This is a genomic window from Streptomyces hygroscopicus subsp. hygroscopicus (assembly GCF_030269125.1).
Taxonomy (GTDB): Bacteria; Actinomycetota; Actinomycetes; order Streptomycetales; family Streptomycetaceae; genus Streptomyces; species Streptomyces hygroscopicus_C.
Map to the genome: position 1 here is coordinate 704,190 of NZ_BSSM01000001.1, position 22,144 is coordinate 726,333.

Here is a 22,144-nt window from a genome sequence, read left to right on the forward strand (position 1 = left end):
AGACCGATGTCCGTCGCCTCCCCCTCCGGCACCGAGTACGTCGAGGACGTCTCCCCCGGCTCCGGGGCCCTGCCGCCCGCGCCTGGTACGCGACCTCGGACGCCACGTCCCTTTCCCTGAACGGCTCGTGGCGGTTCAGGCTGTCGCCGACGGCCGACGCCCGCTTCTTCGAGGAGGGGCGCGACGCCGACGCCTTCACGGGAGGGGTACGACGCCGGCGGCTGGGCGCGGGTCACGGTCCCCGGCCACTGGGTCCTCCAGGGCCACGGCTCACCCGTCCACACCAACCACCGCTACCCCTTCCCGGTCGATCCGCCGCGGGTGCCGACCGAGAACCCGACCGGCGACCACCTGCGGGTGTTCGACCTGCCGGCGCACTGGCCCCGGGGCGGCGGCGACGGGGCGGTGCTGCGGTTCGACGGGGTGGAGTCCTGCGCCCGGGTGTGGCTGAACGGTACGGAGCCGGGCACGTTCAAGGGTTCGCGGCTCGCCCACGAGTTCGCGGTCGGGCCGCTGCTGAGGCCGGCCGGCAACGTGCCGGCGGTGCGGGTCCACCGGTGGTCGGCGGGCTCCTACCCGGAGGACCAGGACCAGTGGTGGCTGCCCGGCATCTTCCGCGACGTCACCCTGCTGCACCGGCCGGCCGGCGGGGTGCGGGACTTCTTCGTGCACGCCTCGTACGACCACCGCACGGGCACCGGCACCCTGCGCGTCGACTCCGACGTGGACGGCAGGGTCACGGTGCCGGACCTCGGCGTCGACGTGCCGACCGGGGAGCCGGTGACGGTGCCGGTCCGGCCGTGGTCCGCGGAGGTGCCGCGGCTGTACGACGGGGTGCCGGCCACCGGGGGCGAACGGGTGCCGCTGCGGATCGGCTTCCGCACGGTGGAGGTGGCGGACGGCCTGCTCACGGTGAACGGCAGGCCCGTGCTCTTCAAATCCGCCTCGGGCTGGCGGCGGCCACGACCGACCGTGTGCGCTGGTTCGGCGGCGGTCCCGGGGAGGCGTACCCGGACACCAGGTCGGCCGCCGTGGTGGGGTGCTGGGAGTCCACGGTGGACGAGTTGCAGACGCCGTACGTCCGTCCGCAGGAGAACGGCGCCCGGATCGACGTCCGTTGGGCCGAGCTGGGCGGACTGCGGGTCGAGGGCGACCCGGTCTTCTTCCTGACGGCCCGCCGCTGGACCGGCGAGCAACTGGACGCCGCGGCGCACCGTTCCGATCTGGTGCCGGGTGACACGGTCTGGGTCGGGCTCGACCACGCCCAGCACGGCATCGGTTCCCAGTCGTGCGGACCGGGCCCGCTGCCGCGCTACCGGCTGTGGGCGGAACCGGCGGAGTTCTCCTTCGTCTTCTCCGCCCGGCCGGGCGCCGCGTAATTCGCGGGCTTCGGGACGGGACGGGGCGTACTGTCCGGCGGGCAGGGCGACCGACGCCCCGCGGCCGGCCCCGGTGCCGGACCCGGAGAGGACGAGCGATGACCGAGACGGCACACGAGGACGGCGACCACTACGACGTCACGGGCGAGGGGCCCGTGCTGCTGGTGCTGCCGGGCGGGGCCGGGCATCCGATGGGATGGGGACCGCTGGTCGAGCGGCTCGCCACGCGGTTCACCGTGGTGACGTACGACCCGCTGGGGCTCGCCCACGGGCGGCTCGGTCTGCCGGTGCCCGAGCAGCGGGTGGCGGACTGGAGCGAGGGCGCGCACCGGGTGCTGTCGGCGGTGCTGCCCGAGGGCGAGTCGGCGCGTGTGTTCGGCACCAGTTCGGGCGGGATCGCGGTGCTCGATCTGCTCGCACGGCATCCGGAACGGCTGGCGCACGTGGTGGCGCACGAACCGCCGTGTGTCACCGTGCTGCCGGACGGTGCCGAGCGGCGCGCCGAGCTGCTCGGGCAGCTGGACGGGCCGAGTCGGCCGCCCGCCGAGGGCGGCTCGGCGACTGCGATGGGGGTCTTCCTGGCGCGGGTGCTGCGCCCGTTCACCGCGCACACGCCGCTCGCGGTCGGGGACCCGACCCGGCTGACGCTCGCCGCGGGCGCCGACTCGCGGGGCCAACTCCTCCACCGCACGGCCGAGTTCCTGTCCGGACGGCTGGGCGGCGCGTTCGCGGAGTTCCCAGGCGGCCACCTGGGCACGCTGGATCACCCGGTGGAGTTCGCGGACCTGCTGACCGAGACGCTGCGCTCCGGCGCGCGCACCTCGTCGTAGGAGGGGGTCGTACCGCCCGGCGCCCGGCCCGCTGCGATGTCGGCCATCGCGTCCAGCGCCGCGCCGAGCGCCCTGCGGTAGAGCAGGGAGCCGAGGCTGATCCGGGCCACGCCCAGATCGGCGAGGTGGGCCACGGTGGGTCCGGCGGGCGAGTGGAGGATGTTGAGGGGGGTGTCGAGGCGCCGCACGAGGCCGGCGATGCGTGCGGGGTCGGTGAGGCCGGGCACGAACACACCGTCGGCGCCCGCCTGTTGATAGGCGTCGAGGCGCCGGAGGGTGTCCCTCTCGTCGCCGTCACCCGACCAGTACGTGTCGGTGCGGGCGTTGACGAACATCCCCGGCACGGCGGCCTTGACGGCGGCGATCTTCGCGGCGAGCAGGTCGCTCGGCCCGAGTCCGTCCTCCAGGTTGACCCCGACCGCGCCGACGGCCCACAACTCCCGGGCCGTCCCCGCCACTTCCTCCGGATCGTCGGAGAAGCCGCCCTCGGCGTCCACGGTCAGGTGATACGGCTCGGAACCGAGGGTGAGGGCGAGCCGCAGGGTGTGCTCCCGGGTGCGGGCCTCCCCGTCGGGCAGCCCGACGGCCGCCGCGACCGCGAGACTGGACGTGGCGATCGCGGCGAAGCCCCGGGCGGCCAGCGCGGCGGCCGAGGCGTGGTCCCAGGCGTTGGGCAGGAGCAGCGGCTCACCGGGGCGGTGGTGGAGCGCGGCGAAGGACGTTCCCGGGGGAGACTGGTCTGCGGTCATGCGGCCACGCTAGTTCCGGATCGTTTCGGCGCGGGCCGAAACGTGCGGGCGCCCGTGGAGGGCGTTTCCCCGGCCGGCTGCCCAGCCGCTGGACGCCCGCCCCGCTCCCGCGCCGTTTGGACTAGCGTCACCGGCATGACCGGCAACGTCTCCGCCCCCGGCCTCGCCGCCGCCCTCGCCGCCGGGACGGTCGTCCTCGACGGCGGGCTGTCCAACCAGCTGGAATCCGCGGGGCACGACCTGACCGACGCGCTGTGGTCCGCGCGGCTGCTCGCCGAACGACCGGAAGCGATCACCGAGGCGCACCTCGCCTACTACCTGGCGGGCGCGAGCGTGGCGATCACCGCCAGCTACCAGGCCACCTTCGAGGGCTTCGCCCGGCGCGGCATCGGCCACGCGGAGGCGGCGCGGCTGCTCGCGCTGAGCGTCGGGCTGGCCCGGGACGCGGCCCGTCGGGCCCGGGACGCCGGCGTGGGGCGCCCGTTGTGGGTGGCGGCTTCGGCCGGGCCGTACGGCGCGATGCTCGCGGACGGCTCCGAGTACCGCGGCCGCTACGGGCTCACCACCGGCGAGCTGGAGCGCTTCCACCGCCCCCGCCTGGAGGTCCTGGCCGCCGCCGCGCCGGACGTCCTGGCCCTGGAGACCGTCCCGGACACCGACGAGGCCGAGGCACTGCTCGGGGCGGTACGCGGTCTGGGGGTCCCGGCCTGGCTGTCGTACACGATCGACGGCCCCCGCACCCGCGCCGGGCAGCCCCTGGAGCGGGCCTTCGCCCTCGCGGCCGACGCCGACGAGATCATCGCGGTGGGCGTCAACTGCTGCGCACCCGAGGACGTCGCCCCCGCCGTGGAGATCGCGGCCCGTGTCACCGGCAAGCCGGTCGTGGTCTACCCCAACAGCGGCGAGTCCTGGGACGCCGCGGCCCGCTCCTGGGACGGCCGTACGACCTTCGGCCCCGAGCAGGTCACGGCCTGGCGGGCGCGGGGGGCGCGGCTGATCGGCGGGTGCTGCCGGGTGGGCCCGGAGGGCATCGGGGCGATCGCGCGGGCGCTGGGCGCGCGGAGGGGCTGATCGGCGGGCGGGGCCCGCGCCGGTCGCCGCGCTCCCCGCCTCCGCGGGGCGGTCACCGGTGGCCGCGCGGTCTCGGGACCGAGGACGCGCGGCGGGCCGGGGGGTCTCGGCGCTCGACGAGCCGGTCCCGGGCGCGAAGGCCCGGCTTCAGCGGCGCAGCGCGCCCACCGAGCGCCGCAGACGGCGCATGGCGGAGGCCGGCTCGGCGCGGGGGGTCGTGGTCGGGCCGGACGACGGGGTGCGCGGGGTGGTGGACCACAGGGCGTACTCCGCGTCGCGGGGGCCGTAGGCCGTGCGGGGGGCTCCGTCACCGAAGACGCGGACGGGGTGCGCGGGGTTCCATGCCTCCCAGCCGGGATCGCCGGTGGTCACGAACCGCACCCAGGCACCGTGCATCGCGTCGCACAGCTCGTGCGGGGCGCCCTGCCCGGCCAGTTTCTGCGCCTCCGGGATGTCCCCCGAGTCGAACACGAAGCCCAGCTCCAGGGCGTGGCAGGCGCGCAGGCCGGGGCGCAGGGAGGGCCAGGCGAACTCGTAGAGGTGGCTGGTGGCGGGGCGGGCGTCGGCGAGGCGCCGCAGCGGGACGCGCAGCATGTGGTCGGTGACCATCTGGCCGACGATCTCGGCGGCCCCCGCCCCGGGGTGCAGGACGCGGTAGCCGCGCGGGATCTCGGGCCCCGCGTGGCAGCGGGCCATGGCCCCCGCGACGGCGACGGCGCCGAGCCGGTCGATGGGCTCCAGCAGTCCACCGGGTACCAGCCACAGCCGGTACTCGTCCCGGGTCCAGCCCATCAGCAGGTCCACGCCCCGGGCGGTGTCACCCTCGACCAGCGCCTCGAGCGGGTCGCGGGGGACGAGGTCGCCGTCCACCACGATGCCGAACGCCGGCCCGCCGAGCACCGGGCCGGCCAGCCGGCCCGCCTCGGCCTGGGTGCGCAGCAGCAGCTCGCGGTCGGTGGCGGCGAAGGCGGCGGCCGTCGCGGGGATCTTCAGGCGGGCGGCCATCCGGCGCACCATCCGCCGTACCCTGTCCCGCTCGGAGACCTCCGGCGGGCCGCTCTGGAGCACCGCGCGGCGGATCAGGCCGTCGGTGTGGGGGGAGGCCAGCAGGACGCCCGCGCTGATCGCGCCGGCCGACTGGCCGCCCAGTGTGATCCGGTCCGGGTCGCCCCCGAAGGCGCCGATCGCCTCGTGCACCCAGCGCAGCGCGGCGAGCTGGTCGCGCAGGCCGGGGTTGGGCGGCGCGTCCGGGAACAGTCCGTAGCCCTCGACGCCCAGCCGGTAGTTGACCGAGACGCACACGACGCCGTCGCGGGCGAAGGTCCGGCCGTCGTAGACCGGCACGGCCGAGGAGCCCCTGGTCAGGGCGCCGCCGTGCAGCCACACCAGGACGGGGAGCCGGGCGCCGGGGGCCGGGTCGGGCGTCCATACGTTGAGGTTGAGGCAGTCGTCGCCGGGGATCGAGGGGTCGGACAGATACTGGGCGAACGCCTCGGAGTACGGCGGTTTGGGCGCGGTCGGACCGAACTCCGCCGCGTCCCGCACCCCGTCCCAGGGCTCGGGCGGCTCGGGGGGCCGGAAGCGCCGCGGGCCGACGGGCGGGGCGGCGTACGGGATGCCCCGGAACACGGCGACACCCCGCTCGTAGCGGCCGCGTACGGCGCCGTGGGGCGTTCGGACCACCGGGCCCGTCGGGTCTGCCGCCATCGCCCACCAGCCCTTCGCCGTCATGCACCTTTCATGTTCAGAGCGCCACAGGGCCTCGATGTATTCCGGTGCACGGACCTCCGGTCGGGCCGTTCGGCGGACCGGGGCGAGCATCGCCCGCGGCCCGACCCGGAGACGACGAGGGCCGGGCCGCCTCCACACGGAAGCTGCCCGGCCCGCGCCGCCCCGAGCACGCGGCCGTCACGGCCGCGTGTGCTCGTCCCCCTTTCTCGGCCTTCTCGGCCTTCTCGGCCCCTCGCCGCCCCCGTCAGTCCTCGTCGGGAGACGGGGGATTGCCGAGGAGGGCCTCGATCGCGTCCACGGCGCTGCCGTCGTGGTCGCTGCCGGCGTCGCCCTTGCCGGTCTGCACGTTGGCCGTGCGGTCGACCTCGAGCCAGGAGTCGGCGTGGGAGTTGTCGACCAGGGTGACCAGGCTGTCGTCGGCGAGTGCCGGGGCGGCACCCGCCCCGAGGAGGGCCACGGCGAGCGCGGCCGCCATGCCGGCGCGGGCCCCGCCGGTCACACGCCCGCGCCTTCGGGGACCAGCCGGTCGCGGGCGATGTTGCGTTCCAGCAGGCTGGTGGACGCCTGCACGCCCACCCCGCTCGCGGGGTCCACCACGGGCAGCCGGCCGTCGGCGGCCTTCAGCCCGGCGAGCGCCGAGTCCATCGCCTCGTGCGCGGCGAACAGACAGGGCGTGCTGTAGATGGCGACGTCGACGCCGAGTTCGGAGAGTTCGCCGAGGGACAGGCGCGGGGACTTGCCGCCCGCGATCTGGTTGAACAGCAGCGGCTTGTCGCCGACCGCCTCCCGGATCCGCTTGATCCACTCGACGCTGCGCACCCCGTCGACCAGGACCACGTCGGCGTCGGTCGCGGCGAGCCGCTCCGCGCGGTGCAGGATGTCGTGCTCGTCGGTCGCGTCGGTGCGGGCGACGACGACCAGGTCCTTGCGGGTCTCCAGGACCTGGTGGAGCTTCTCCAGGTACTCCTCCAGCGGCAGTACCTGCTTGCCGTCCGCGTGGCCGCAGCGGCGGGGCCGCTTCTGGTCCTCAAGGATCACCCCGGAGGCGCCGATGCGCTCCAGGCCCTCGACGACGTGACAGGCGACCTCGGGGTCGACGTACCCGTCGTCGATGTCCACGAGGAGGTGGTGGTGCGGGAACGCGCCCCGCAGTCGCTGGACGAAGGCCACCATGTCGGGCCAGGCGATGAATCCGATGTCCGGCAGGCCGTAGTACGAGGCCGCGAAGCCGAATCCGGAGACGAACATCCCGTCGTAGTGCTTGGCCGCGATCGACGCCGAATACATGTCGTAGACGCCGATCAGCGGTGTGGTCCCGGGCCCGGCGATGCGATCGCGCAGCTTCTTCCCGTAGGTCAAGGTCCGGCTCCTTCTGTGGGTATGCGAGAGCGGCGGCGAGAGCCACCGCACCTTAAAAGCCCTTTACCAAGCCAAGAGCATCTCTAGGTACTCACATTGACTTGACATGACGCCAGCTTTACTCACTCGGGTGGCGTAGTCCGTTCACCGCAGAAACGTCACTTGGGGAGCCGATCCGTCCGGACGGTCCGCCGTTCAGGTGAGCCGGGAGGTCCGGGAGGCGGGCCCGGGACGGACTCGCGGTCGGTGACGGCCCGCCGGCGCGACGGCCTTGAACGGGGCGGCGGTTGACCGTAGCCTCCCACGGGGTGAACGCCATTCCCGCGTATCTGGACCATCTCGTCCTCGCCACCCCCGATCTGGACGCCACCGTCGCGGAGTTCGCGCGGCGCACCGGCGTGACCCCCGCGCCCGGCGGCGCGCACCTCGGCCATGGCACCAGGAACCATCTGGTGGGCCTGGGCGGCCGGGCCTATCTGGAGATCGTCGGCCCGGACCCGGAGCAGCACGGGCCGGTCGGGGAGCGGCCGTTCGGGGTCGACCGGCTTCCCGGGCCGCGCGTGCTGACCTGGGCGATCAGTCCGCCGGACCTGGACGAGGCGATCGCGGCGGCCCGCGCGCGGGGCTACGACCCCGGTCCCGCGCACCCGATGAGCCGACGCACCCCGGACGGCACGGTGCTGCGCTGGCGGCTGACCGGCGGCGAACAGGCGCACCCCTCGGGCCTGGTCCCGTTCCTGATCGACTGGGGCGACTCACGCCACCCCGCCGCCTCGGGGCTGCCCGTCACCCCGTTGCTGGAGGTGTCCGCGACGGTGCCGGGGCCGGAGGAGGTGAGCGGCCCGCTGACGGCGCTGGGCACGCGGCTCGCCCTGGCGGAGGGACCGGAGGCGCTCACGTTCACGGTGGACACGCCCAACGGGCCGGTCACGTTCGGCTGACCCCGCGGCCCGGTGTCCGATTCCTTCAAGACCCCTGCCCCGGCCGCCGCCTACCGTGCCCCCATGACCGCACACTTCGCCCTGATCGGCCTGGTGGCCTCCGACATGGCCGCCTCGCTCGCCTTCTACCGCCGCCTCGGACTGGTCTTTCCCGAGGGCTCCGAGGCCCTGCCGCACGCCGAGGCCGGGCTGCCCGGCGGATCGGTCCTCGCCCTCGACACCGAGGAGACCGTCCGCTCCTTCCGCCCCGGCTGGCGCCCGCCCGCCGCCGGGGGCCGGGTCTCGCTCGCCTTCCGGTGCGGGGCGCCCGCGGCGGTCGACGCGCTCTACGCGGACCTCGTGGGCGCCGGGTACCACGGGGAGTCGGCGCCGTGGGACGCCGTCTGGGGGCAGCGGTACGCCATCGTCCTCGACCCCGACGGCAACGGCGTCGACCTGTTCGCGCCGCTACCGGCCGCCGAGTAGCTCCCCGAGCGGCATGCCCGCCAACTGCCTCACCTCGCGCGCGAGGTGGGGCTGGTCGGCGTACCCCGCGCGGATCGCCGTCTCGGCGTACGGCACGCCCGCGCGGGCCAGCGCGAGCGCCCGGCGCAGGCGCAGGACGCGGGCCAGGGTCTTGGGGCCGTAACCGAAGGCGCCGAGGCAGCGACGGTGCAGGGTGCGCGTGCCGAGGCCGAGTTCGGCGGCCGTGGCGGCGACCGGGCGGCCCTCGTCGAGGCGTCGCACCAGCCGGTGCACCCATGGCTCGGGCGCCGCCGCCCGCGCCGCCGCGTCCAGGGCGATGTCCTCCAGGGCCGTCGCCGGGTCGGCCGCCGCCGCCATGCGGTCGCGCAGCCGGCGCACCCGGGCGGCGGGCCACAGATCGGCCAGCTCCACCCGCTGGTCGAGGAGTTCGCGCGCCGGGACGCCGAGCAGCACGGGGGCGATGCCGGGCTGGAAGCGGACACCCGCCCAGCGGCGGGCCGGGCCCTCGGGGAGGTACGGGCGGGTGTCGGGCCCGGCGACCAGCAGACGTTCCTCGTCCCACAGCAGGTCCATGCAGCCGTCGGGGAGCACCGGCCGGACGGCGGCCGGGTCGGGGACGGGCTCGTTCGTCCACACCACCGCGCCGGTCAGCCGGGAGGTCCGTTCCGCGTACACGGCCGCCAGCGTACGACGGCGGCGGGGACCCGGTCCGGTGACCTGGTCAGATCACCACCGGCGGTGGGGGGTGTCGCCGCCGTTCCCCCCGCCGTCGAGGTACGGGCCGTCGCCGGGGGCCTGGGAGCCGCCGCCGTTCACGCGCGGACCGTCGCCGTCCACCCGGGAGCCGTCCCCCTTGGCCTGCTCCCTGGTCCCCCTGCCCTCCCTGCCCGCCCCCTGCGCGCCCCGCGCATGCCCCCGCAGCCGCGACGTCACGTCCTCGGGCGGCAGGAACCGGGACCACCGCTCGGGGAACTCGGACGGCATGTCGGGATCGTCCGGGTCGCTCTCCCGCGCCGCCGCCGCACGCGCCACGTACTCGGCGACCTGCGCCTCCCGCGCCCGCTCGTTGGCCTCACGCGCGGCGGCCGTGGCGGCGGCCGGCCAGACCCGGTCGATCGCGGCGTTGACCGCCGCGCCGACCAGCACGGCGAAGGCGGACACCCCGATCCAGAGCATGACGGCGACGGACGCGGCGAGGGAGCCGTAGATCGTGGCGCCCTCGATCGTGTGCACGAGGTAGATGCGCAGCAGGAAGCTGCCGAGGACCCACATGGCGAGGGCCACCAGGGCGCCCGGGACGTCCTCGATCCACGGCGAGCGCACCGGCACGGACACGTGGTACAGCGTGGTCAGGAAGACGACGGACAGGACGATGACGACCGGCCAGTACAGGACCTGCACCACCGTCTCCGACCAGGGCACCACCCGTACCACCGCGTCCGGTCCCGCGACCATCAGCGGCAGTGCCACCGAACCGATCAGCAGCGCCACGATGAACAGCACGAAGGACATGATCCGGGTGCGGACGATGCCCCGGACTCCGTCGAGGCCGTACATGACGGTGATGGTGTCGATGAAGACGTTCACCGCGCGGGAGCCGGACCACAGGGCGAACAGGAAGCCGAGGGAGATGACATCGGGCCGGCCGCCTTTTATCACGTCGTGCAGGATCGGCTCGGTGATCTCCTTGACACCCTTGTCGGACAGGACGGTCCGGGAGGCTTCGAGGAGGTTGGTCTCCAGGCTGCCGATGGTGTGCGCGCCGGTCCAGGTGTCCACGTAGGCGAGCAGCCCGATGAGGCAGAGCAGCAGCGGGGGAACGGACAGCAGGGTGAAGAACGCGGCCTCGGCGGCGAGGCCGAGGATGCGGTACTCCATGCAGGAGTTGACGGTGTCCTTGAGCAGCAGCCAGGCGGTCCTGCGCTTGGATACGTTCCGGTAGAGGGCGCGGGCCCGGTGGAGCCGTCCGACCGGCCGTTCGGGGGAATCACTCGCTGGCTGCACGACCCAACGGTATCCGCAGCGACGGGCCGCCCTCACCACGCGGGGCGGTCCGGCGACCGGCTCCGCGCGTCCCGCGCCCGGCCGTCCCGTTTCCTCCCACCGCCCCGCCCGGTGTCCTCCCACCACCCCGCCCTGTGTCCTCCCACCACCCCGCCCTGTGTCCTCCCACCACCCCGGCCGCCCTGTGCCACCCTGGAGGCCATCACCGCCGCCGTCCCGGGTAGGTTCACAAGCATGGCAGGCATCTCCACCCACACCGTGACGAACCAGCCGCCCCCACTGATCGGCCACGACCTCTTCGCCGGCGACCGGGCACTGGTGGACGCCGTCGAGCGGTACACACCGCGGGAACTGCTGGACGAGGCGCGCGCGGAGCTGTCCGCGCTGGGGCGGGCCGGGGGCTCGGCGCAGGTGCAGGAGTGGGGCAGGCAGGCGGAGGAACAGCCGCCCCGGCTGCACACCCATGACCGGTACGGCCACCGGATCGACGAGGTGGAGTTCCACCCGGCCTGGCACCGGCTGCTCGGCAAGGGCGTCTCGGCCGGGCTGACCGGCGCCTGGACCCGGCCCGCCGGGCATGTGCGCAGGGCGGCCGGGTTCCTGCTGTGGACCCAGGTGGCGGCGGGCACGTGCTGTCCGCTGTCCATGACCCACGCGGCCGTGCCCGCGCTGCGCACCGATCCCGCGCTCGCCGCCGTCTGGGAGCCGCGGGTGACCTCCACGGTCTACGACCCCGACCTGCGGCCCGCCGCGCGCAAGCCCGGCGCGCTCTTCGGGATGGGCATGACCGAGAAGCAGGGCGGCAGCGACGTCCGCGCGAACACCACCCGCGCCCGCCCGCTCGCGGAGGCGGGCGCCTACGCGCTCACCGGGCACAAGTGGTTCTGCTCCGCCCCGATGTCGGACGCCTTCCTGGTGCTGGCGCAGGCGCCCGAGGGTCTGACCTGCTTCCTGGTGCCGCGCGTCCTGGAGGACGGCACGCGCAACGTCTTCCTGCTCCAGCGGCTGAAGGACAAGCTGGGCAACCGCTCCAACGCCTCCGCCGAGGTCGAGTTCGACGGCACCTGGGCGCGCCGGGTCGGCGAGGAGGGGCGCGGGGTGCGCACCATCATCGGGATGGTCGCGGCGACCCGGCTCGACTGCGCGCTCGGTTCGGCGGGCCTGATGCGGCAGGCGGTGGCGCAGGCGGTGCACCACTGCGCGTACCGCGAGGCGTTCGGCGGCCGGCTGCTCGACAAGCCGCTGATGCGCAACGTGCTCGCGGACCTCGCGCTGGAGTCGGAGGCGGCGACCGCGCTGGCGCTGCGGCTCGCGGCGGCCTACGACGACGGGGGCGAACGGGAGCGCGCCTTCCTGCGGCTCGCGGTGCCGGCCGCCAAGTACTGGATCACCAAGCGGTGCGCGCCCGTGGTGGTCGAGGCGGCCGAGTGCCTGGGCGGCAACGGGTACGTGGAGGAGTCGGGGCTGCCCCGGCTGGTGCGCGAGTCGCCGCTCAACTCCGTGTGGGAGGGCGCCGGGAACGTACAGGCGCTCGACGTGCTGCGGGCACTCCGGCGGGAGCCGGCCGCGCTGGACGCGTGTCTGACGGAGATCGGGCAGGCGCACGGCGCCGACCACCGGCTGGACCGGGCGGTGAAGGACCTGTTCACCGAACTCGCCGATCTGGCCGACGCGGAGGGCCGGGCGCGGCGGCTGGTGGAGCGGCTCGCGGTGGTGCTCCAGGGCTCGCTGCTGGTGCGGCACGCGCCGCCGGAGGTCGCCGACGCGTTCTGCGCCTCACGGCTCGGCGGCGATCACGGCGGGACGTTCGGGACGCTGCCGGGGGGTCTGGACCTGGCGTCGGTGGTGGAGCGGGCGCGCCCGGTCTCCTGAGACGCCGTACCGACGACGGGGGTTGCTCGCCGCCCTGGCCGGAAACCGCCGGTGCCCGGCCGGGGGTGGTGCTGCGCCGACACGGCACCACCCCCGCCGCATGGGCCCGTTGCGGCCCGTGGACGCCGCGACGGGCGTCCTGGTCAAGTCTCGGCGGGGTTCCGACGGTTCACCAGGGTTGCAGGGGGTTGCAACTTGTCGGCGCACATGCGCGGAGTCTGTGCCTCCGGCCTGCCCGGACCGGCAGTATGTGAGGAGCGGCCGACCGGAAAGCGCCGCCCGGAGAGCCGAAGAGTTGTGCGCGACCCCCTTCGCCGGGAGGAGAACCCGTGGTGAACCCGCCGATGAACGTGGCGCGCCTGGCCGCCGTGGACGCGGCGCAGGCGGCGCGGGTGCTCAGCGAGGTGCGCGAGGCCACGCTCGCCGGCCAGCGCGGGCCGCTCGCGCCCCGGCCGGTGATCGAGCAGTCCTGGGGCCGGGTGCTGCGCAGCGGCGTCGACCCGGACCGCGACTTCAGATCCCGGCTGCTGCCCCCGGACGAGGTGCGACGGCGACGCGAGCAGTCGCCGCTGCGGCATGTGCTGCCGGTGCTGCGCGAGGGGCTGCTTCCGGTCGCGGACGTGGCCCAGCACATCATGGTCGTCGCGGACGCCGACGGGCGCGTGCTGTGGCGCGAGGGCTCGGTCCCGGTACTGCGCAAGGCGGACGGGCTCGGCTTGGAGCCGGGCGCGGACTGGCGTGAGGACGTCGTCGGCACCAACGGGGTGGGCACCCCCGCGGTCGTACGGCGGCCGGTCCAGGTGTTCGCCGCCGAGCACTTCGTGCGGTCGCACACCTCGTGGGTGTGTACGGGGGCACCGATCACCGATCCCCGGGACGGCCGGCTGCTCGGGGTGGTGGATCTCAGCGGCCCGCTGGAGACCGTGCATCCGGCGACGCTCGCCTGGGTGGACGCGGTGGCGAAGCTGGCCGAGGCACGGCTGCGGGAGCTGCACGTGGGCTCGCTGGAGCGGCTGCGCACGGTGGCGGCGCCGGTGCTGGCGCGACTGGACGGGCGGGCGCTGGTGGTCGACCGGGACGGCTGGTCGGCGGCCGTGACCGGGATGCCGTACCTGCGGCGGGTGACGCTGCCCAAGGCGCTGGTGCCGGGCCGCCGGTGGCTGGCCGCGCTCGGCTGGTGCGCGGTGGAGCCACTCGGCGAGGGCTGGCTGCTGCGGGCCGACGGGGAGCCGCACGCCGCGGCCGCCTCCCGCGTCGTGCTGGACCTGTCCCGGCCGGAGCGCGCCACGGTGACCGTGTCGGTGTCCGCGTCGGCCGGCTCCTGGTCGCGGGAACTGAGCCCGCGCCATGCCGAGTTGCTGTTCCTGCTGACCGAACACCCGGGCGGGCGCGGGGCGGCGGAACTGGCCGGGGATCTCTTCGGCGACCCGACACGCACGGTGACGGTGCGGGCGGAGATGTCGCGGATCCGCCGCTATCTCGGGGGACTTCTCCAGCATCGGCCGTATCGTTTCTCTGATACGGCCGACATCGAGGTCGTGCTGCCCGATGACCCCCGTGACCTGCTGCCACGCTCCACGGCCGCGGCGGTGGCGCACCGGCGGACGGTGCCGCGGCGGGACCGCCCGAGACCCGCGTGACGGCGGGGCCCGGCGGTTCCGGCGGGACTTCCGGGTATTTGCGGGGTCTTCGCCCTGCGCGGACCGTCACTGCCGTAGCATCCCCTGAGGGTCCGGACGCGGCGTCAACGTAGGGACCGGTGGGCGCAGTTGGTCCGTACCGGCCGGGGCCGGGGCGACGGCGTGCGCCGGAGTGGAAGGGCCCTGAAGAGGGGACGACATGATGCATCGCGGCAGACATCGCCGGCGCAGGCGGGGTACGGCTCTGCGCGCCGCGCTGACCGGGACCGCGCTGGCGCTGACCGCGGCCGCGACCCTGATCAGCGCCTCCCAGGCACAGGTCACCGAGCGCCCCGGCGCGCTCAGGCCGCTCACCTCCCCCGCGGACACGGCGCGGCTGCGGCTGCGCGAGCGTCTGGTGCCCGCCCGCACCCTGGACCGCCTGGCCGCTTCGATGGGCCGCCCGGTCGGTGTGGACACCGTGCTCGCCGGCGCGGACCGCACCCTGCGCGAGGGTCCCGGCTGCTCCGACGCCGACCGCGCGACCCTGCCCGTCGCTCCCTCGCCCACCCGTGCGTACTGCTGGGACCCGGCCGACACCGGTGCCCGGGGCTGGCGTCCGGCCTCGGTGACCACGTCCGGGGACGCCGACGAGGACGGCGTGTGGGGCACCCACCGGGTCGTCCTCGGCGGCTGGACGCACGGCACCCGCACCGGTCCGCGCGCCGAGCGCGGCCTCGCCCGGGTCGCCCTCGTCGACGCCGACGACCCGGACCGGCTCGCCTACCGCTGGGTGCTGCTGGTGGTGCCGGTGGACGGCGGCCGCGACTACCGGGGCCTGGGCTCCGGGATCTCCTCCATGGTCTGGTACCGGGACAAGCTGCTGGTCGGCACCCGTCGCGGCGGTTCCGCGGCGCTCTACGTGTACGACCTCGACCGGATCCAGCGCGCCACGGTCGACGGGCCCGCGATCGGCCGGGTGCGGGGCGGCTGGTCCGCCGACGGCTACCGGTACGTGATGCCCGCGGTCGGCAGCTACAGCTTCGCCGCCGGCCGCTGCTCGGCCACCGGACCGCCCTGTCCCGGCGCGCTCGCGCTCGACCGCGGTACGGCGCCGGCCACCCTGGTCGCAGCGGAGTGGACGACCCCCGGCAGCGAGCGGCCCGCCCGGCTGTGGCGGTACGCGTTCAGCACGGACCCGCGCCGCGCGGGGCTGCTCGCGGCGAACGCCCGGGGCCGGGTGGACGCGGTGGAGGAGTACCGGACGCGGGTGACCGGCATCCGGGGCGTGCTGTCCTACCGGGAGGCCGGGGCGGAGCGCACGTCCTGGTATGTGGGACGGGTGCCCGAGGCGCAAGACGGGCACGGCGGGCTGTGGCGACAGGACACCCGGGGCGCGCAGGCGGCGGAGTGCGGCGCGGACGCCACGCATCGCTGCTGGGCCGAGTCCGCGGGCTCCCTGTCGTACTGGCGGGAGACCGGTGAGGTGTGGTCCCTGTCCGGGCGGATGCTGTTCGCGGTGCCGCTGGCGGAGCTGGACCGGTCACTGGGCTGACCCCCACCAGGGGGGCGATCGACAGACACCGGGGCGGGATGATTCCCTGGCCCGCATGAGCAGCGTCCCTGTCACGACATGGTTCCTGGAGCAGACGTCCCCGGCCGATCTGCTGCCCGCCGCCGCACCCGAGGGCGACGTGCGGATCGTACGGGCAGAGGTGCCCTCCCCCGAGTTCAACCGGTTCCTGTACACGGCGGTCGGTGGGGACATCCGCTGGACCGACCGGCTCGGGTGGTCGTACGCGCGCTGGCGGGAGCTGCTGGACCGGCCGGGCGTCGAGACATGGGTGGCGTACGACCGCGGCACCCCGGCCGGCTTCATCGAGCTGGAGGCGCAGGACGACGGCGCGGTGGAGATCCTCTACTTCGGGCTGCTCCCCGCCTTCCGCGGCCGCGCGATCGGCGGGCACCTGCTGGCGTACGGCACCGCCCGTGCCTGGGACCTCGGCGAGCGCTGGCCCGGACGGACACCGACCAAGCGGGTGTGGGTCCACACCTGCGACAAGGACGGCGAGTTCGCCATGGCCAACTACCAGCGACGCGGCTTCAAGCTGTACGAAACCAAGGTCGAACTGGAACCGGACGTGTCCAACCCGGGTCCGTGGCCGGGCGCATACCCCGCCTGACCTGCCCCGACAAGCCTCCCTGCGACACATGTGAGCGATCGCACCCTTGTCCCGCGATGCGAGACAAGGGTGTCCACATGACGGAAGAAGCTGGACTCTGTCCAGATCGCCGTGACACGCTGCCGTCATGCCTGGAACTGGAATTGCCTTGGTGAGTCGGCGGCACGTCGACCTCGGCCGCATGTCCAGCGCCATCTGTCCGGCGAGCTGACCCTTCCAGCAACGCCGCTCCCCCTTACGTCGGCCCCCGCCCGACCCCTGCCCGCGCACGGTTCGCAATCTTCGCCCGTGCGCCCTGTCCGCGCAGGTCAGAGCTTTTTCAGCGCCACTTCTCCCATGTCCGAAGCCTGTCCGAAGGACGTAGCAACCATGGCTGCCACCCCACCGAACCCAGCCGCCTCCGCGCCCCGCCGCAAGGTGAGCCGTCACCGCGGCGAGGGCCAGTGGGCCCAGGGCCACTTCACACCGCTCAACGGCAACGAGCAGTTCAAGAAGGACGATGACGGTCTCAACGTACGGACACGTATTGAGACGATCTACGCCCAGCGCGGCTTCGACTCCATCGACCCGACCGATCTGCGCGGCCGGATGCGCTGGTGGGGCCTGTACACCCAGCGCAAGCCCGGGATCGACGGCGGCAAGACCGCCATCCTGGAGCCGGAGGAGCTGGACGACGAGTACTTCATGCTGCGGGTGCGGATCGACGGCGGCCGGCTGACCACCCGGCAGCTGCGGGTGATCGGCGAGGTCTCCCAGGAGTTCGCGCGCGGCACCGCCGACATCACCGACCGGCAGAACATCCAGCTCCACTGGGTCCGCATCGAGGACGTGCCGGAGATCTGGCGGCGGCTCGAAGAGGTCGGACTGTCCACGACCGAGGCCTGCGGTGACACGCCCCGCGCGATCCTCGGCTCCCCGGTCGCCGGCATCGCCGAGGACGAGATCGTCGACGGCACCCCGGCCATCGAGGAGATCCACCGACGCGTCATCGGCAACCCGGCGTACTCGAACCTCCCGCGCAAGTTCAAGACCGCGGTCTCCGGCTCGCCGCTGCTGGACGTGGCGCACGAGATCAACGACGTCGCGTTCGTCGGGGTCGAACACCCCGAGCACGGGCCCGGCTTCGACCTGTGGGTCGGCGGCGGGCTGTCCACCAACCCCAAGATCGGTGTCCGGCTCGGCGCCTGGGTGCCGCTGGCGGAGGTCGCCGACGTCCACGAGGGCGTCATCTCGATCTTCCGCGACTACGGCTACCGGCGGCTGCGCAACCGGGCCCGGCTGAAGTTCCTGGTCGCCGACTGGGGCGCGGAGAAGTTCCGGCAGGTGCTGGAGGACGAGTACCTCGGGCGCAAGCTGATCGACGGCCCGGCGCCCGCGCAGCCCGTGGAGCGCTGGCGCGACCACGTCGGCGCGCACCGGCAGCGGGACGGCCGCTTCTACGTCGGCTTCGCGCCGCGCGTCGGCCGGGTCGACGGTGCCACGCTGGCCAAGATCGCCGATGTCGCCGAGGCCCACGGCTCCGGTCGGGTGCGCACCACCGTCGAGCAGAAGATGATCGTGCTGGACGTCGAGGAGGACCAGGTCGAGCCGCTGTCGGCGGCCCTCGACGCGCTCGGCCTCACCGTCTCCCCCTCGCCCTTCCGGCGCGGCACCATGGCCTGCACCGGCATCGAGTTCTGCAAGCTCGCGATCGTGGAGACCAAGGAGCGCGGCAGCTCCCTGATCGACGAACTGGAGCGCCGGCTCCCGGAGTTCGACGAACCGCTGACCATCAACATCAACGGCTGCCCGAACGCCTGCGCCCGTATCCAGGTGGCCGACATCGGTCTCAAGGGCCAGCTGGTCCTGGACGACGACGGCACCCAGGTCGAGGGCTTCCAGGTACACCTGGGCGGCGCGCTCGGTCTGGAGGCGGGCTTCGGCCGCAAGGTGCGCGGCCTGAAGGTCACCGCCCGGGAACTGCCCGACTACATCGAGCGGGTGCTGCGGCGTTACCTCGCCGAGCGTGCGGACGGCGAGCGGTTCGCCGCCTGGGCGTCCCGTGCCTCCGAGGAGGCCCTGTCGTGAGCGAGCGCGCCGCCCCCTTCCACTGCCCCTACTGCGGCGACGAGGACCTGCGGCCCAGCGAGCAGGGGCACGGGGCGTGGGAGTGCGGGGCGTGCAACCGGGCGTTCCAGCTGAAGTTCCTCGGACTGCTCGCGCGGGGACTGCGGCGAGCCGGCGACCAAGGGGGCGAGCAGGCATGACGGACGATCAGAATGCGCGTGCGGACGGGGAGTTGCGGGAGCTGGCCGAGCGCGCGGGGCGTGAGCTGGAGGACGCCTCCGCGCTGGAGATCCTGCGCTGGGCGGTGGACACCTTCGGCGAGGGGTTCTGCGTCACCTCCTCGATGGAGGACGCCGTGGTCGCCCATCTCGCCGCGCGGGTCCGCCCGGGTGTGGACGTGGTCTTCCTCGACACCGGCTACCACTTCCCGGAGACCATCGGCACCCGGGACGCGGTGGCCGCGGTGATGGACGTCCACGTCATCACGCTCACGCCGGAGCAGACCGTGGCCGAGCAGGACGCGGAGTACGGCCCGAAGCTGCACGACCGCGACCCCGACCTGTGCTGCGCCCTGCGCAAGGTGCGGCCCCTGGAGCGGGGCCTGGCGGACTACCGGGCCTGGGCGACCGGCCTGCGCCGCGACGAGTCCCCGACCCGGGCGAACACCCCCGTGGTCGGCTGGGACGAGAAGCGGCGCAAGGTCAAGGTCTCCCCCATCGCCCGCTGGACCCAGGACGACGTGGACGCCTACGTCGCCGAACACGGCGTGCTGACCAACCCGTTGCTGATGGACGGCTACGCCTCCATCGGCTGCGCCCCCTGCACCCGCCGGGTGCTGGAGGGCGAGGACGCGCGCGCCGGACGCTGGGCCGGGCGCGCCAAGACCGAGTGCGGGCTGCACGGATGACGACACGTCAGCTGCCGCCCCAGGACCGACCTCAGACTCAGACTCAGGAGAACGACGTGACCACCGGAGCCACCGTCTGGCTCACGGGCCTGCCGAGCGCCGGCAAGACCACCATCGCCCACGAACTGGCGGGCCGGCTGCGCGCCGGGGGCCACCGGGTCGAGGTGCTCGACGGCGACGAGATCCGCGAGTTCATCTCCGCCGGCCTCGGCTTCTCCCGCGAGGACCGCCACACCAACGTGCAGCGCATCGGCTTCGTCGCCGAACTGCTCGCCCGCAACGGCGTGTTGGCGCTGGTGCCGGTGATCGCGCCGTACGCGGACAGCCGGGAGGCCGTGCGCAAGCGGCACGCGGAGAACGCCACCCCGTACCTGGAGGTGCACGTGGCGACGCCGGTCGAGGTGTGCAGCGTCCGCGATGTGAAGGGCTTGTACGCCAAGCAGGCCGCGGGCGAGCTGACCGGGCTGACCGGTGTGGACGACCCGTACGAGGAGCCCGAGTCGCCCGAGCTGCGCATCGAGTCGCAGCACCAGACCGTGCAGGAGTCCGCGGCCGCCGTGTCCGCCCTGCTCAGCGAGAGGGGACTGATATGACCACGCTCGCCGAGGTCGAGGGCGGTACGGACAACCCGTACGCGCTGTCGCACCTGGACGCGCTGGAGTCCGAGGCCGTGCACATCTTCCGCGAGGTGGCGGGCGAGTTCGAGAACCCGGTGATCCTGTTCTCCGGGGGCAAGGACTCGATCGTCATGCTGCACCTCGCGCTGAAGGCGTTCGCCCCCGCGGCCGTCCCCTTCTCGCTGCTGCACGTCGACACCGGGCACAACTTCCCCGAGGTGCTCGACTACCGCGACCGCGCGGTCGAGCGGCACGGGCTGCGCCTGCACGTGGCCTCCGTGCAGGACTACATCGACCGGGGTGTCCTCAAGGAGCGCCCGGACGGCACCCGCAACCCGCTGCAGACGCTGCCGCTGACGGAGAAGATCCAGTCGGAGAGGTTCGACGCGGTCTTCGGCGGCGGGCGCCGCGACGAGGAGAAGGCCCGCGCGAAGGAGCGGGTGTTCTCGCTGCGCGACGAGTTCTCCCAGTGGGACCCGCGCCGCCAGCGCCCCGAGCTGTGGAACCTGTACAACGGTCGGCACGCGCCCGGTGAGCACGTGCGGGTGTTCCCGCTGTCGAACTGGACCGAGCTGGACGTGTGGCAGTACATCGCCCGCGAGGGCATCGAGCTGCCGCGGATCTACTTCGCGCACGAGCGCGAGGTGTTCCGGCGCGCCGGGATGTGGCTGACCGCCGGCGAGTGGGGCGGGCCGCGGCAGGACGAGACGGTGGAGAGGCGCCTGGTGCGCTACCGCACGGTCGGCGACATGTCCTGCACCGGCGCCGTCGACTCCGACGCGACGACCCTGGACGCCGTGATCGCGGAGATCGCCGCGTCCCGCCTCACCGAACGGGGCGCCACCCGCGCGGACGACAAGCTGTCCGAGGCCGCGATGGAAGACCGCAAGCGCGAGGGGTACTTCTAACCATGAGCACTGTCACGACCGAGGCGCTGTCGGCCACCACGCTGCTCCGGTTCGCCACCGCCGGCTCCGTCGACGACGGCAAGTCCACCCTGGTCGGGCGGCTGCTGCACGACTCCAAGTCGGTGCTGGCCGACCAGCTGGAGGCCGTGGAGCGGGCGTCGGCGAGCCGCGGCCAGGACGGCCCGGACCTCGCCCTGCTCACCGACGGGCTGCGCGCCGAGCGGGAACAGGGCATCACCATCGACGTGGCGTACCGTTACTTCGCCACTCCCCGGCGACGGTTCATCCTCGCCGACACCCCCGGCCATGTGCAGTACACCCGCAACATGGTCACCGGCGCCTCCACCGCCGAGCTGACGGTGATCCTGGTCGACGCCCGCAACGGGGTGGTCGAGCAGACCCGCAGGCACGCCGCGATCGCCGCCCTGCTGCGCGTCCCGCACGTGGTGCTGGCCGTCAACAAGATGGACCTCGTCGGCTACCGGGAGCCCGTCTTCGCGGCGATCGCCGAGGAGTTCACCGCCTACGCCACCGAGTTGGGCGTGCCCGAGGTCACCGCGATCCCGATCTCCGCGCTCGCCGGCGACAACGTGGTGGAGCCGTCCGCGCACATGGACTGGTACGGCGGACCCACCGTCCTGGAGCACCTGGAGACGGTCCCCGTCAGCCACGACCTGGCCCACTGCCACGCCCGGCTGCCCGTGCAGTACGTGATCCGCCCGCAGAGCGCCGAGCACCCCGACTACCGGGGCTACGCGGGCCAGATCGCCGCCGGCAGCTTCCGCGTCGGCGAGGAGGTCACCGTCCTGCCGTCGGGGCTGACCACGACGATCTCCGGCATCGACCTGCTCGGCGAGCCGGTGGACGTCGCCTGGACCACCCAGTCCGTGACCCTCCTGCTGGCGGACGACATCGACGTCTCGCGCGGCGACCTGATCGTGCCGGCCAAGGACGCGCCGCCGACCACGCAGGACGTGGAGGCGACGGTCTGCCACGTCGCCGACCAGCCGCTGGCCGTCGGCCACCGGGTCCTGCTCAAGCACGGCACCCGCACCGTCAAGGCCATCGTCAAGGACATCCCCTCCCGGCTCACCCTGGACGACCTGTCCCTGCACCCCCACCCCGGTCGGCTCGCCGCCAACGACATCGGCCGGGTGAAGATCCGCACCGCCGAACCGCTGCCCGTCGACGCCTACGCCGACTCGCGCCGCACCGGCTCCTTCATCCTGATCGACCCCGCCGACGGCACCACGCTCACCGCGGGCATGGTCGGCGAGTCCTTCGCCGCGCCCGATCCGGTCAAGGACGCGGCCGACGAGGACGGCTGGGACTTCTGAGCATGAACTCCTCCGATTTCTACTCGTTGTTCGCGAAGGAGGGCGGCCGCGTCGGCAGCGGCGCCCTCGGCAGCGGACAGGGCGGGGTGGCGCGATGTGCGCGCTGACGTACGCGCACCGCTCGCG

22 protein-coding genes and 1 pseudogene are annotated in these 22,144 nt (G+C 74.1%); 17 read left to right on the forward strand and 6 right to left on the reverse strand.

What is annotated here, in order from left to right:
• Positions 1 to 6 precede the first annotated feature (6 nt).
• From QSK45_RS02940 to QSK45_RS02945, 3 genes and pseudogenes are all read left to right on the forward strand, one after another.
• Positions 7 to 948, forward strand: a pseudogene (locus QSK45_RS02940) (sugar-binding domain-containing protein); the annotation flags it as partial.
• A 26-nt stretch (positions 949 to 974) separates the two neighbouring features.
• The gene (locus QSK45_RS38300; protein ID WP_490993497.1) at positions 975 to 1,379 is read left to right on the forward strand and encodes a beta-galactosidase small subunit; all 405 of its coding nucleotides are present in this window, start codon (positions 975 to 977) and stop codon (positions 1,377 to 1,379) included.
• Between the two features lie 98 nt (positions 1,380 to 1,477).
• Positions 1,478 to 2,209, forward strand: coding sequence for an alpha/beta fold hydrolase (locus QSK45_RS02945; protein WP_285552871.1), 732 nt, complete (start codon positions 1,478 to 1,480; stop codon positions 2,207 to 2,209).
• Here QSK45_RS02945 and QSK45_RS02950 read toward each other — a convergent pair.
• On the reverse strand, positions 2,143 to 2,958 hold the full coding sequence (locus QSK45_RS02950; RefSeq protein ID WP_285552873.1) for an isocitrate lyase/PEP mutase family protein: 816 nt from the start codon (positions 2,956 to 2,958) through the stop codon (positions 2,143 to 2,145). The genes QSK45_RS02945 and QSK45_RS02950 overlap by 67 nt on opposite strands.
• 135 nt (positions 2,959 to 3,093) lie before the next feature.
• Here QSK45_RS02950 and mmuM point away from each other — a divergent pair, with 135 nt between their 5' ends.
• The gene (gene mmuM, locus QSK45_RS02955) at positions 3,094 to 4,029 is read left to right on the forward strand and encodes a homocysteine S-methyltransferase (protein WP_285552874.1); all 936 of its coding nucleotides are present in this window, start codon (positions 3,094 to 3,096) and stop codon (positions 4,027 to 4,029) included.
• Positions 4,030 to 4,176: 147 nt separating this feature from the next.
• On the opposite strand, the gene QSK45_RS02960 is transcribed toward mmuM, so the two are convergent.
• The 3 genes from QSK45_RS02960 to QSK45_RS02970 all read right to left on the reverse strand — a co-directional run bounded on the left by QSK45_RS02960 (position 4,177) and on the right by QSK45_RS02970 (position 7,119).
• Positions 4,177 to 5,736: a carboxylesterase/lipase family protein gene (locus QSK45_RS02960; RefSeq protein ID WP_490993504.1), complete on the reverse strand. Its 1,560-nt coding sequence runs from the start codon at positions 5,734 to 5,736 to the stop codon at positions 4,177 to 4,179.
• Between the two features lie 268 nt (positions 5,737 to 6,004).
• Complete coding sequence (locus QSK45_RS02965) at positions 6,005 to 6,259, reverse strand: hypothetical protein (RefSeq protein ID WP_285552876.1); 255 nt, start codon at positions 6,257 to 6,259, stop codon at positions 6,005 to 6,007.
• Positions 6,256 to 7,119 (reverse strand): isocitrate lyase/PEP mutase family protein, encoded by an 864-nt coding sequence (locus QSK45_RS02970; RefSeq protein WP_285552877.1) that lies wholly within the window; start codon positions 7,117 to 7,119, stop codon positions 6,256 to 6,258. Before QSK45_RS02970 ends, QSK45_RS02965 begins: the two co-directional genes overlap by 4 nt.
• 308 nt (positions 7,120 to 7,427) lie before the next feature.
• Between QSK45_RS02970 and QSK45_RS02975 the strand changes: the two genes are divergently transcribed.
• Positions 7,428 to 8,060, forward strand: coding sequence for a VOC family protein (locus QSK45_RS02975; protein WP_285552879.1), 633 nt, complete (start codon positions 7,428 to 7,430; stop codon positions 8,058 to 8,060).
• Positions 8,061 to 8,123: 63 nt separating this feature from the next.
• Positions 8,124 to 8,525, forward strand: a complete 402-nt coding sequence (locus tag QSK45_RS02980) for a VOC family protein (RefSeq protein WP_285552882.1) — start codon at positions 8,124 to 8,126, stop codon at positions 8,523 to 8,525.
• On the opposite strand, the gene QSK45_RS02985 is transcribed toward QSK45_RS02980, so the two are convergent.
• Both QSK45_RS02985 and QSK45_RS02990 read right to left on the reverse strand, forming a co-directional pair.
• Complete coding sequence (locus tag QSK45_RS02985) at positions 8,508 to 9,200, reverse strand: helix-turn-helix domain-containing protein (protein ID WP_285552884.1); 693 nt, start codon at positions 9,198 to 9,200, stop codon at positions 8,508 to 8,510. The genes QSK45_RS02980 and QSK45_RS02985 overlap by 18 nt on opposite strands.
• Before the next feature lie 51 nt (positions 9,201 to 9,251).
• Entirely contained in the window at positions 9,252 to 10,529 is a 1,278-nt protein-coding gene (locus QSK45_RS02990) for a YihY/virulence factor BrkB family protein (RefSeq protein ID WP_285552886.1), read from the reverse strand.
• A 234-nt stretch (positions 10,530 to 10,763) separates the two neighbouring features.
• On the opposite strand from QSK45_RS02990, the gene QSK45_RS02995 reads away from it, so the two are divergent.
• The 11 genes from QSK45_RS02995 (at position 10,764) to QSK45_RS03040 (ending at position 22,018) form a co-directional block, all read left to right on the forward strand.
• On the forward strand, positions 10,764 to 12,401 hold the full coding sequence (locus tag QSK45_RS02995; protein WP_285552888.1) for an acyl-CoA dehydrogenase family protein: 1,638 nt from the start codon (positions 10,764 to 10,766) through the stop codon (positions 12,399 to 12,401).
• Between the two features lie 344 nt (positions 12,402 to 12,745).
• A complete protein-coding gene (locus QSK45_RS03000) occupies positions 12,746 to 14,041 on the forward strand; it encodes a GAF domain-containing protein (protein ID WP_490993505.1) in 1,296 nt (431 codons plus the stop codon).
• Between the two features lie 199 nt (positions 14,042 to 14,240).
• Entirely contained in the window at positions 14,241 to 15,575 is a 1,335-nt protein-coding gene (locus QSK45_RS03005; RefSeq protein ID WP_285552893.1) for a hypothetical protein, read from the forward strand.
• Positions 15,576 to 15,630: 55 nt separating this feature from the next.
• A complete protein-coding gene (locus QSK45_RS03010; protein ID WP_285552894.1) occupies positions 15,631 to 16,203 on the forward strand; it encodes a GNAT family N-acetyltransferase in 573 nt (190 codons plus the stop codon).
• Between the two features lie 127 nt (positions 16,204 to 16,330).
• Positions 16,331 to 16,414, forward strand: a complete 84-nt coding sequence (locus tag QSK45_RS38305; protein WP_310739661.1) for a putative leader peptide — start codon at positions 16,331 to 16,333, stop codon at positions 16,412 to 16,414.
• A gap of 158 nt (positions 16,415 to 16,572) precedes the next feature.
• Positions 16,573 to 18,270: a nitrite/sulfite reductase gene (locus QSK45_RS03015; protein WP_285552896.1), complete on the forward strand. Its 1,698-nt coding sequence runs from the start codon at positions 16,573 to 16,575 to the stop codon at positions 18,268 to 18,270.
• On the forward strand, positions 18,267 to 18,449 hold the full coding sequence (locus tag QSK45_RS03020; RefSeq protein WP_285552897.1) for a hypothetical protein: 183 nt from the start codon (positions 18,267 to 18,269) through the stop codon (positions 18,447 to 18,449). The genes QSK45_RS03015 and QSK45_RS03020 overlap by 4 nt, the downstream gene beginning before the upstream one ends.
• The gene (locus QSK45_RS03025; RefSeq protein ID WP_285552899.1) at positions 18,446 to 19,156 is read left to right on the forward strand and encodes a phosphoadenylyl-sulfate reductase; all 711 of its coding nucleotides are present in this window, start codon (positions 18,446 to 18,448) and stop codon (positions 19,154 to 19,156) included. The genes QSK45_RS03020 and QSK45_RS03025 overlap by 4 nt, the downstream gene beginning before the upstream one ends.
• A complete protein-coding gene (gene cysC, locus QSK45_RS03030; RefSeq protein WP_285552901.1) occupies positions 19,153 to 19,749 on the forward strand; it encodes an adenylyl-sulfate kinase in 597 nt (198 codons plus the stop codon). The genes QSK45_RS03025 and cysC overlap by 4 nt, the downstream gene beginning before the upstream one ends.
• A complete protein-coding gene (gene cysD, locus QSK45_RS03035; RefSeq protein ID WP_285552903.1) occupies positions 19,746 to 20,681 on the forward strand; it encodes a sulfate adenylyltransferase subunit CysD in 936 nt (311 codons plus the stop codon). Before cysC ends, cysD begins: the two co-directional genes overlap by 4 nt.
• 2 nt (positions 20,682 to 20,683) lie before the next feature.
• Complete coding sequence (locus QSK45_RS03040; protein WP_285552905.1) at positions 20,684 to 22,018, forward strand: sulfate adenylyltransferase subunit 1; 1,335 nt, start codon at positions 20,684 to 20,686, stop codon at positions 22,016 to 22,018.
• Positions 22,019 to 22,144 lie beyond the last annotated feature (126 nt).

Excerpts from the sequence above, each read along its gene's own strand:
- QSK45_RS02945 (WP_285552871.1), top strand. The coding sequence starts at position 1,478 with ATGACCGAGACGGCACACGAGGACGGCGACCACTACGACGTCACGGGC.
- QSK45_RS02950 (WP_285552873.1), bottom strand. The coding sequence starts at position 2,958 with ATGACCGCAGACCAGTCTCCCCCGGGAACGTCCTTCGCCGCGCTCCAC.
- mmuM (WP_285552874.1), top strand. The coding sequence starts at position 3,094 with ATGACCGGCAACGTCTCCGCCCCCGGCCTCGCCGCCGCCCTCGCCGCC.
- QSK45_RS02960 (WP_490993504.1), bottom strand. The coding sequence starts at position 5,736 with ATGGCGGCAGACCCGACGGGCCCGGTGGTCCGAACGCCCCACGGCGCC.
- QSK45_RS02980 (WP_285552882.1), top strand. The coding sequence starts at position 8,124 with ATGACCGCACACTTCGCCCTGATCGGCCTGGTGGCCTCCGACATGGCC.
- QSK45_RS02995 (WP_285552888.1), top strand. The coding sequence starts at position 10,764 with ATGGCAGGCATCTCCACCCACACCGTGACGAACCAGCCGCCCCCACTG.
- QSK45_RS03000 (WP_490993505.1), top strand. The coding sequence starts at position 12,746 with ATGAACGTGGCGCGCCTGGCCGCCGTGGACGCGGCGCAGGCGGCGCGG.
- QSK45_RS03005 (WP_285552893.1), top strand. The coding sequence starts at position 14,241 with ATGATGCATCGCGGCAGACATCGCCGGCGCAGGCGGGGTACGGCTCTG.
- QSK45_RS03010 (WP_285552894.1), top strand. The coding sequence starts at position 15,631 with ATGAGCAGCGTCCCTGTCACGACATGGTTCCTGGAGCAGACGTCCCCG.
- QSK45_RS38305 (WP_310739661.1), top strand. The coding sequence starts at position 16,331 with ATGCCTGGAACTGGAATTGCCTTGGTGAGTCGGCGGCACGTCGACCTC.
- QSK45_RS03015 (WP_285552896.1), top strand. The coding sequence starts at position 16,573 with ATGGCTGCCACCCCACCGAACCCAGCCGCCTCCGCGCCCCGCCGCAAG.
- QSK45_RS03025 (WP_285552899.1), top strand. The coding sequence starts at position 18,446 with ATGACGGACGATCAGAATGCGCGTGCGGACGGGGAGTTGCGGGAGCTG.
- cysC (WP_285552901.1), top strand. The coding sequence starts at position 19,153 with ATGACGACACGTCAGCTGCCGCCCCAGGACCGACCTCAGACTCAGACT.
- cysD (WP_285552903.1), top strand. The coding sequence starts at position 19,746 with ATGACCACGCTCGCCGAGGTCGAGGGCGGTACGGACAACCCGTACGCG.
- QSK45_RS03040 (WP_285552905.1), top strand. The coding sequence starts at position 20,684 with ATGAGCACTGTCACGACCGAGGCGCTGTCGGCCACCACGCTGCTCCGG.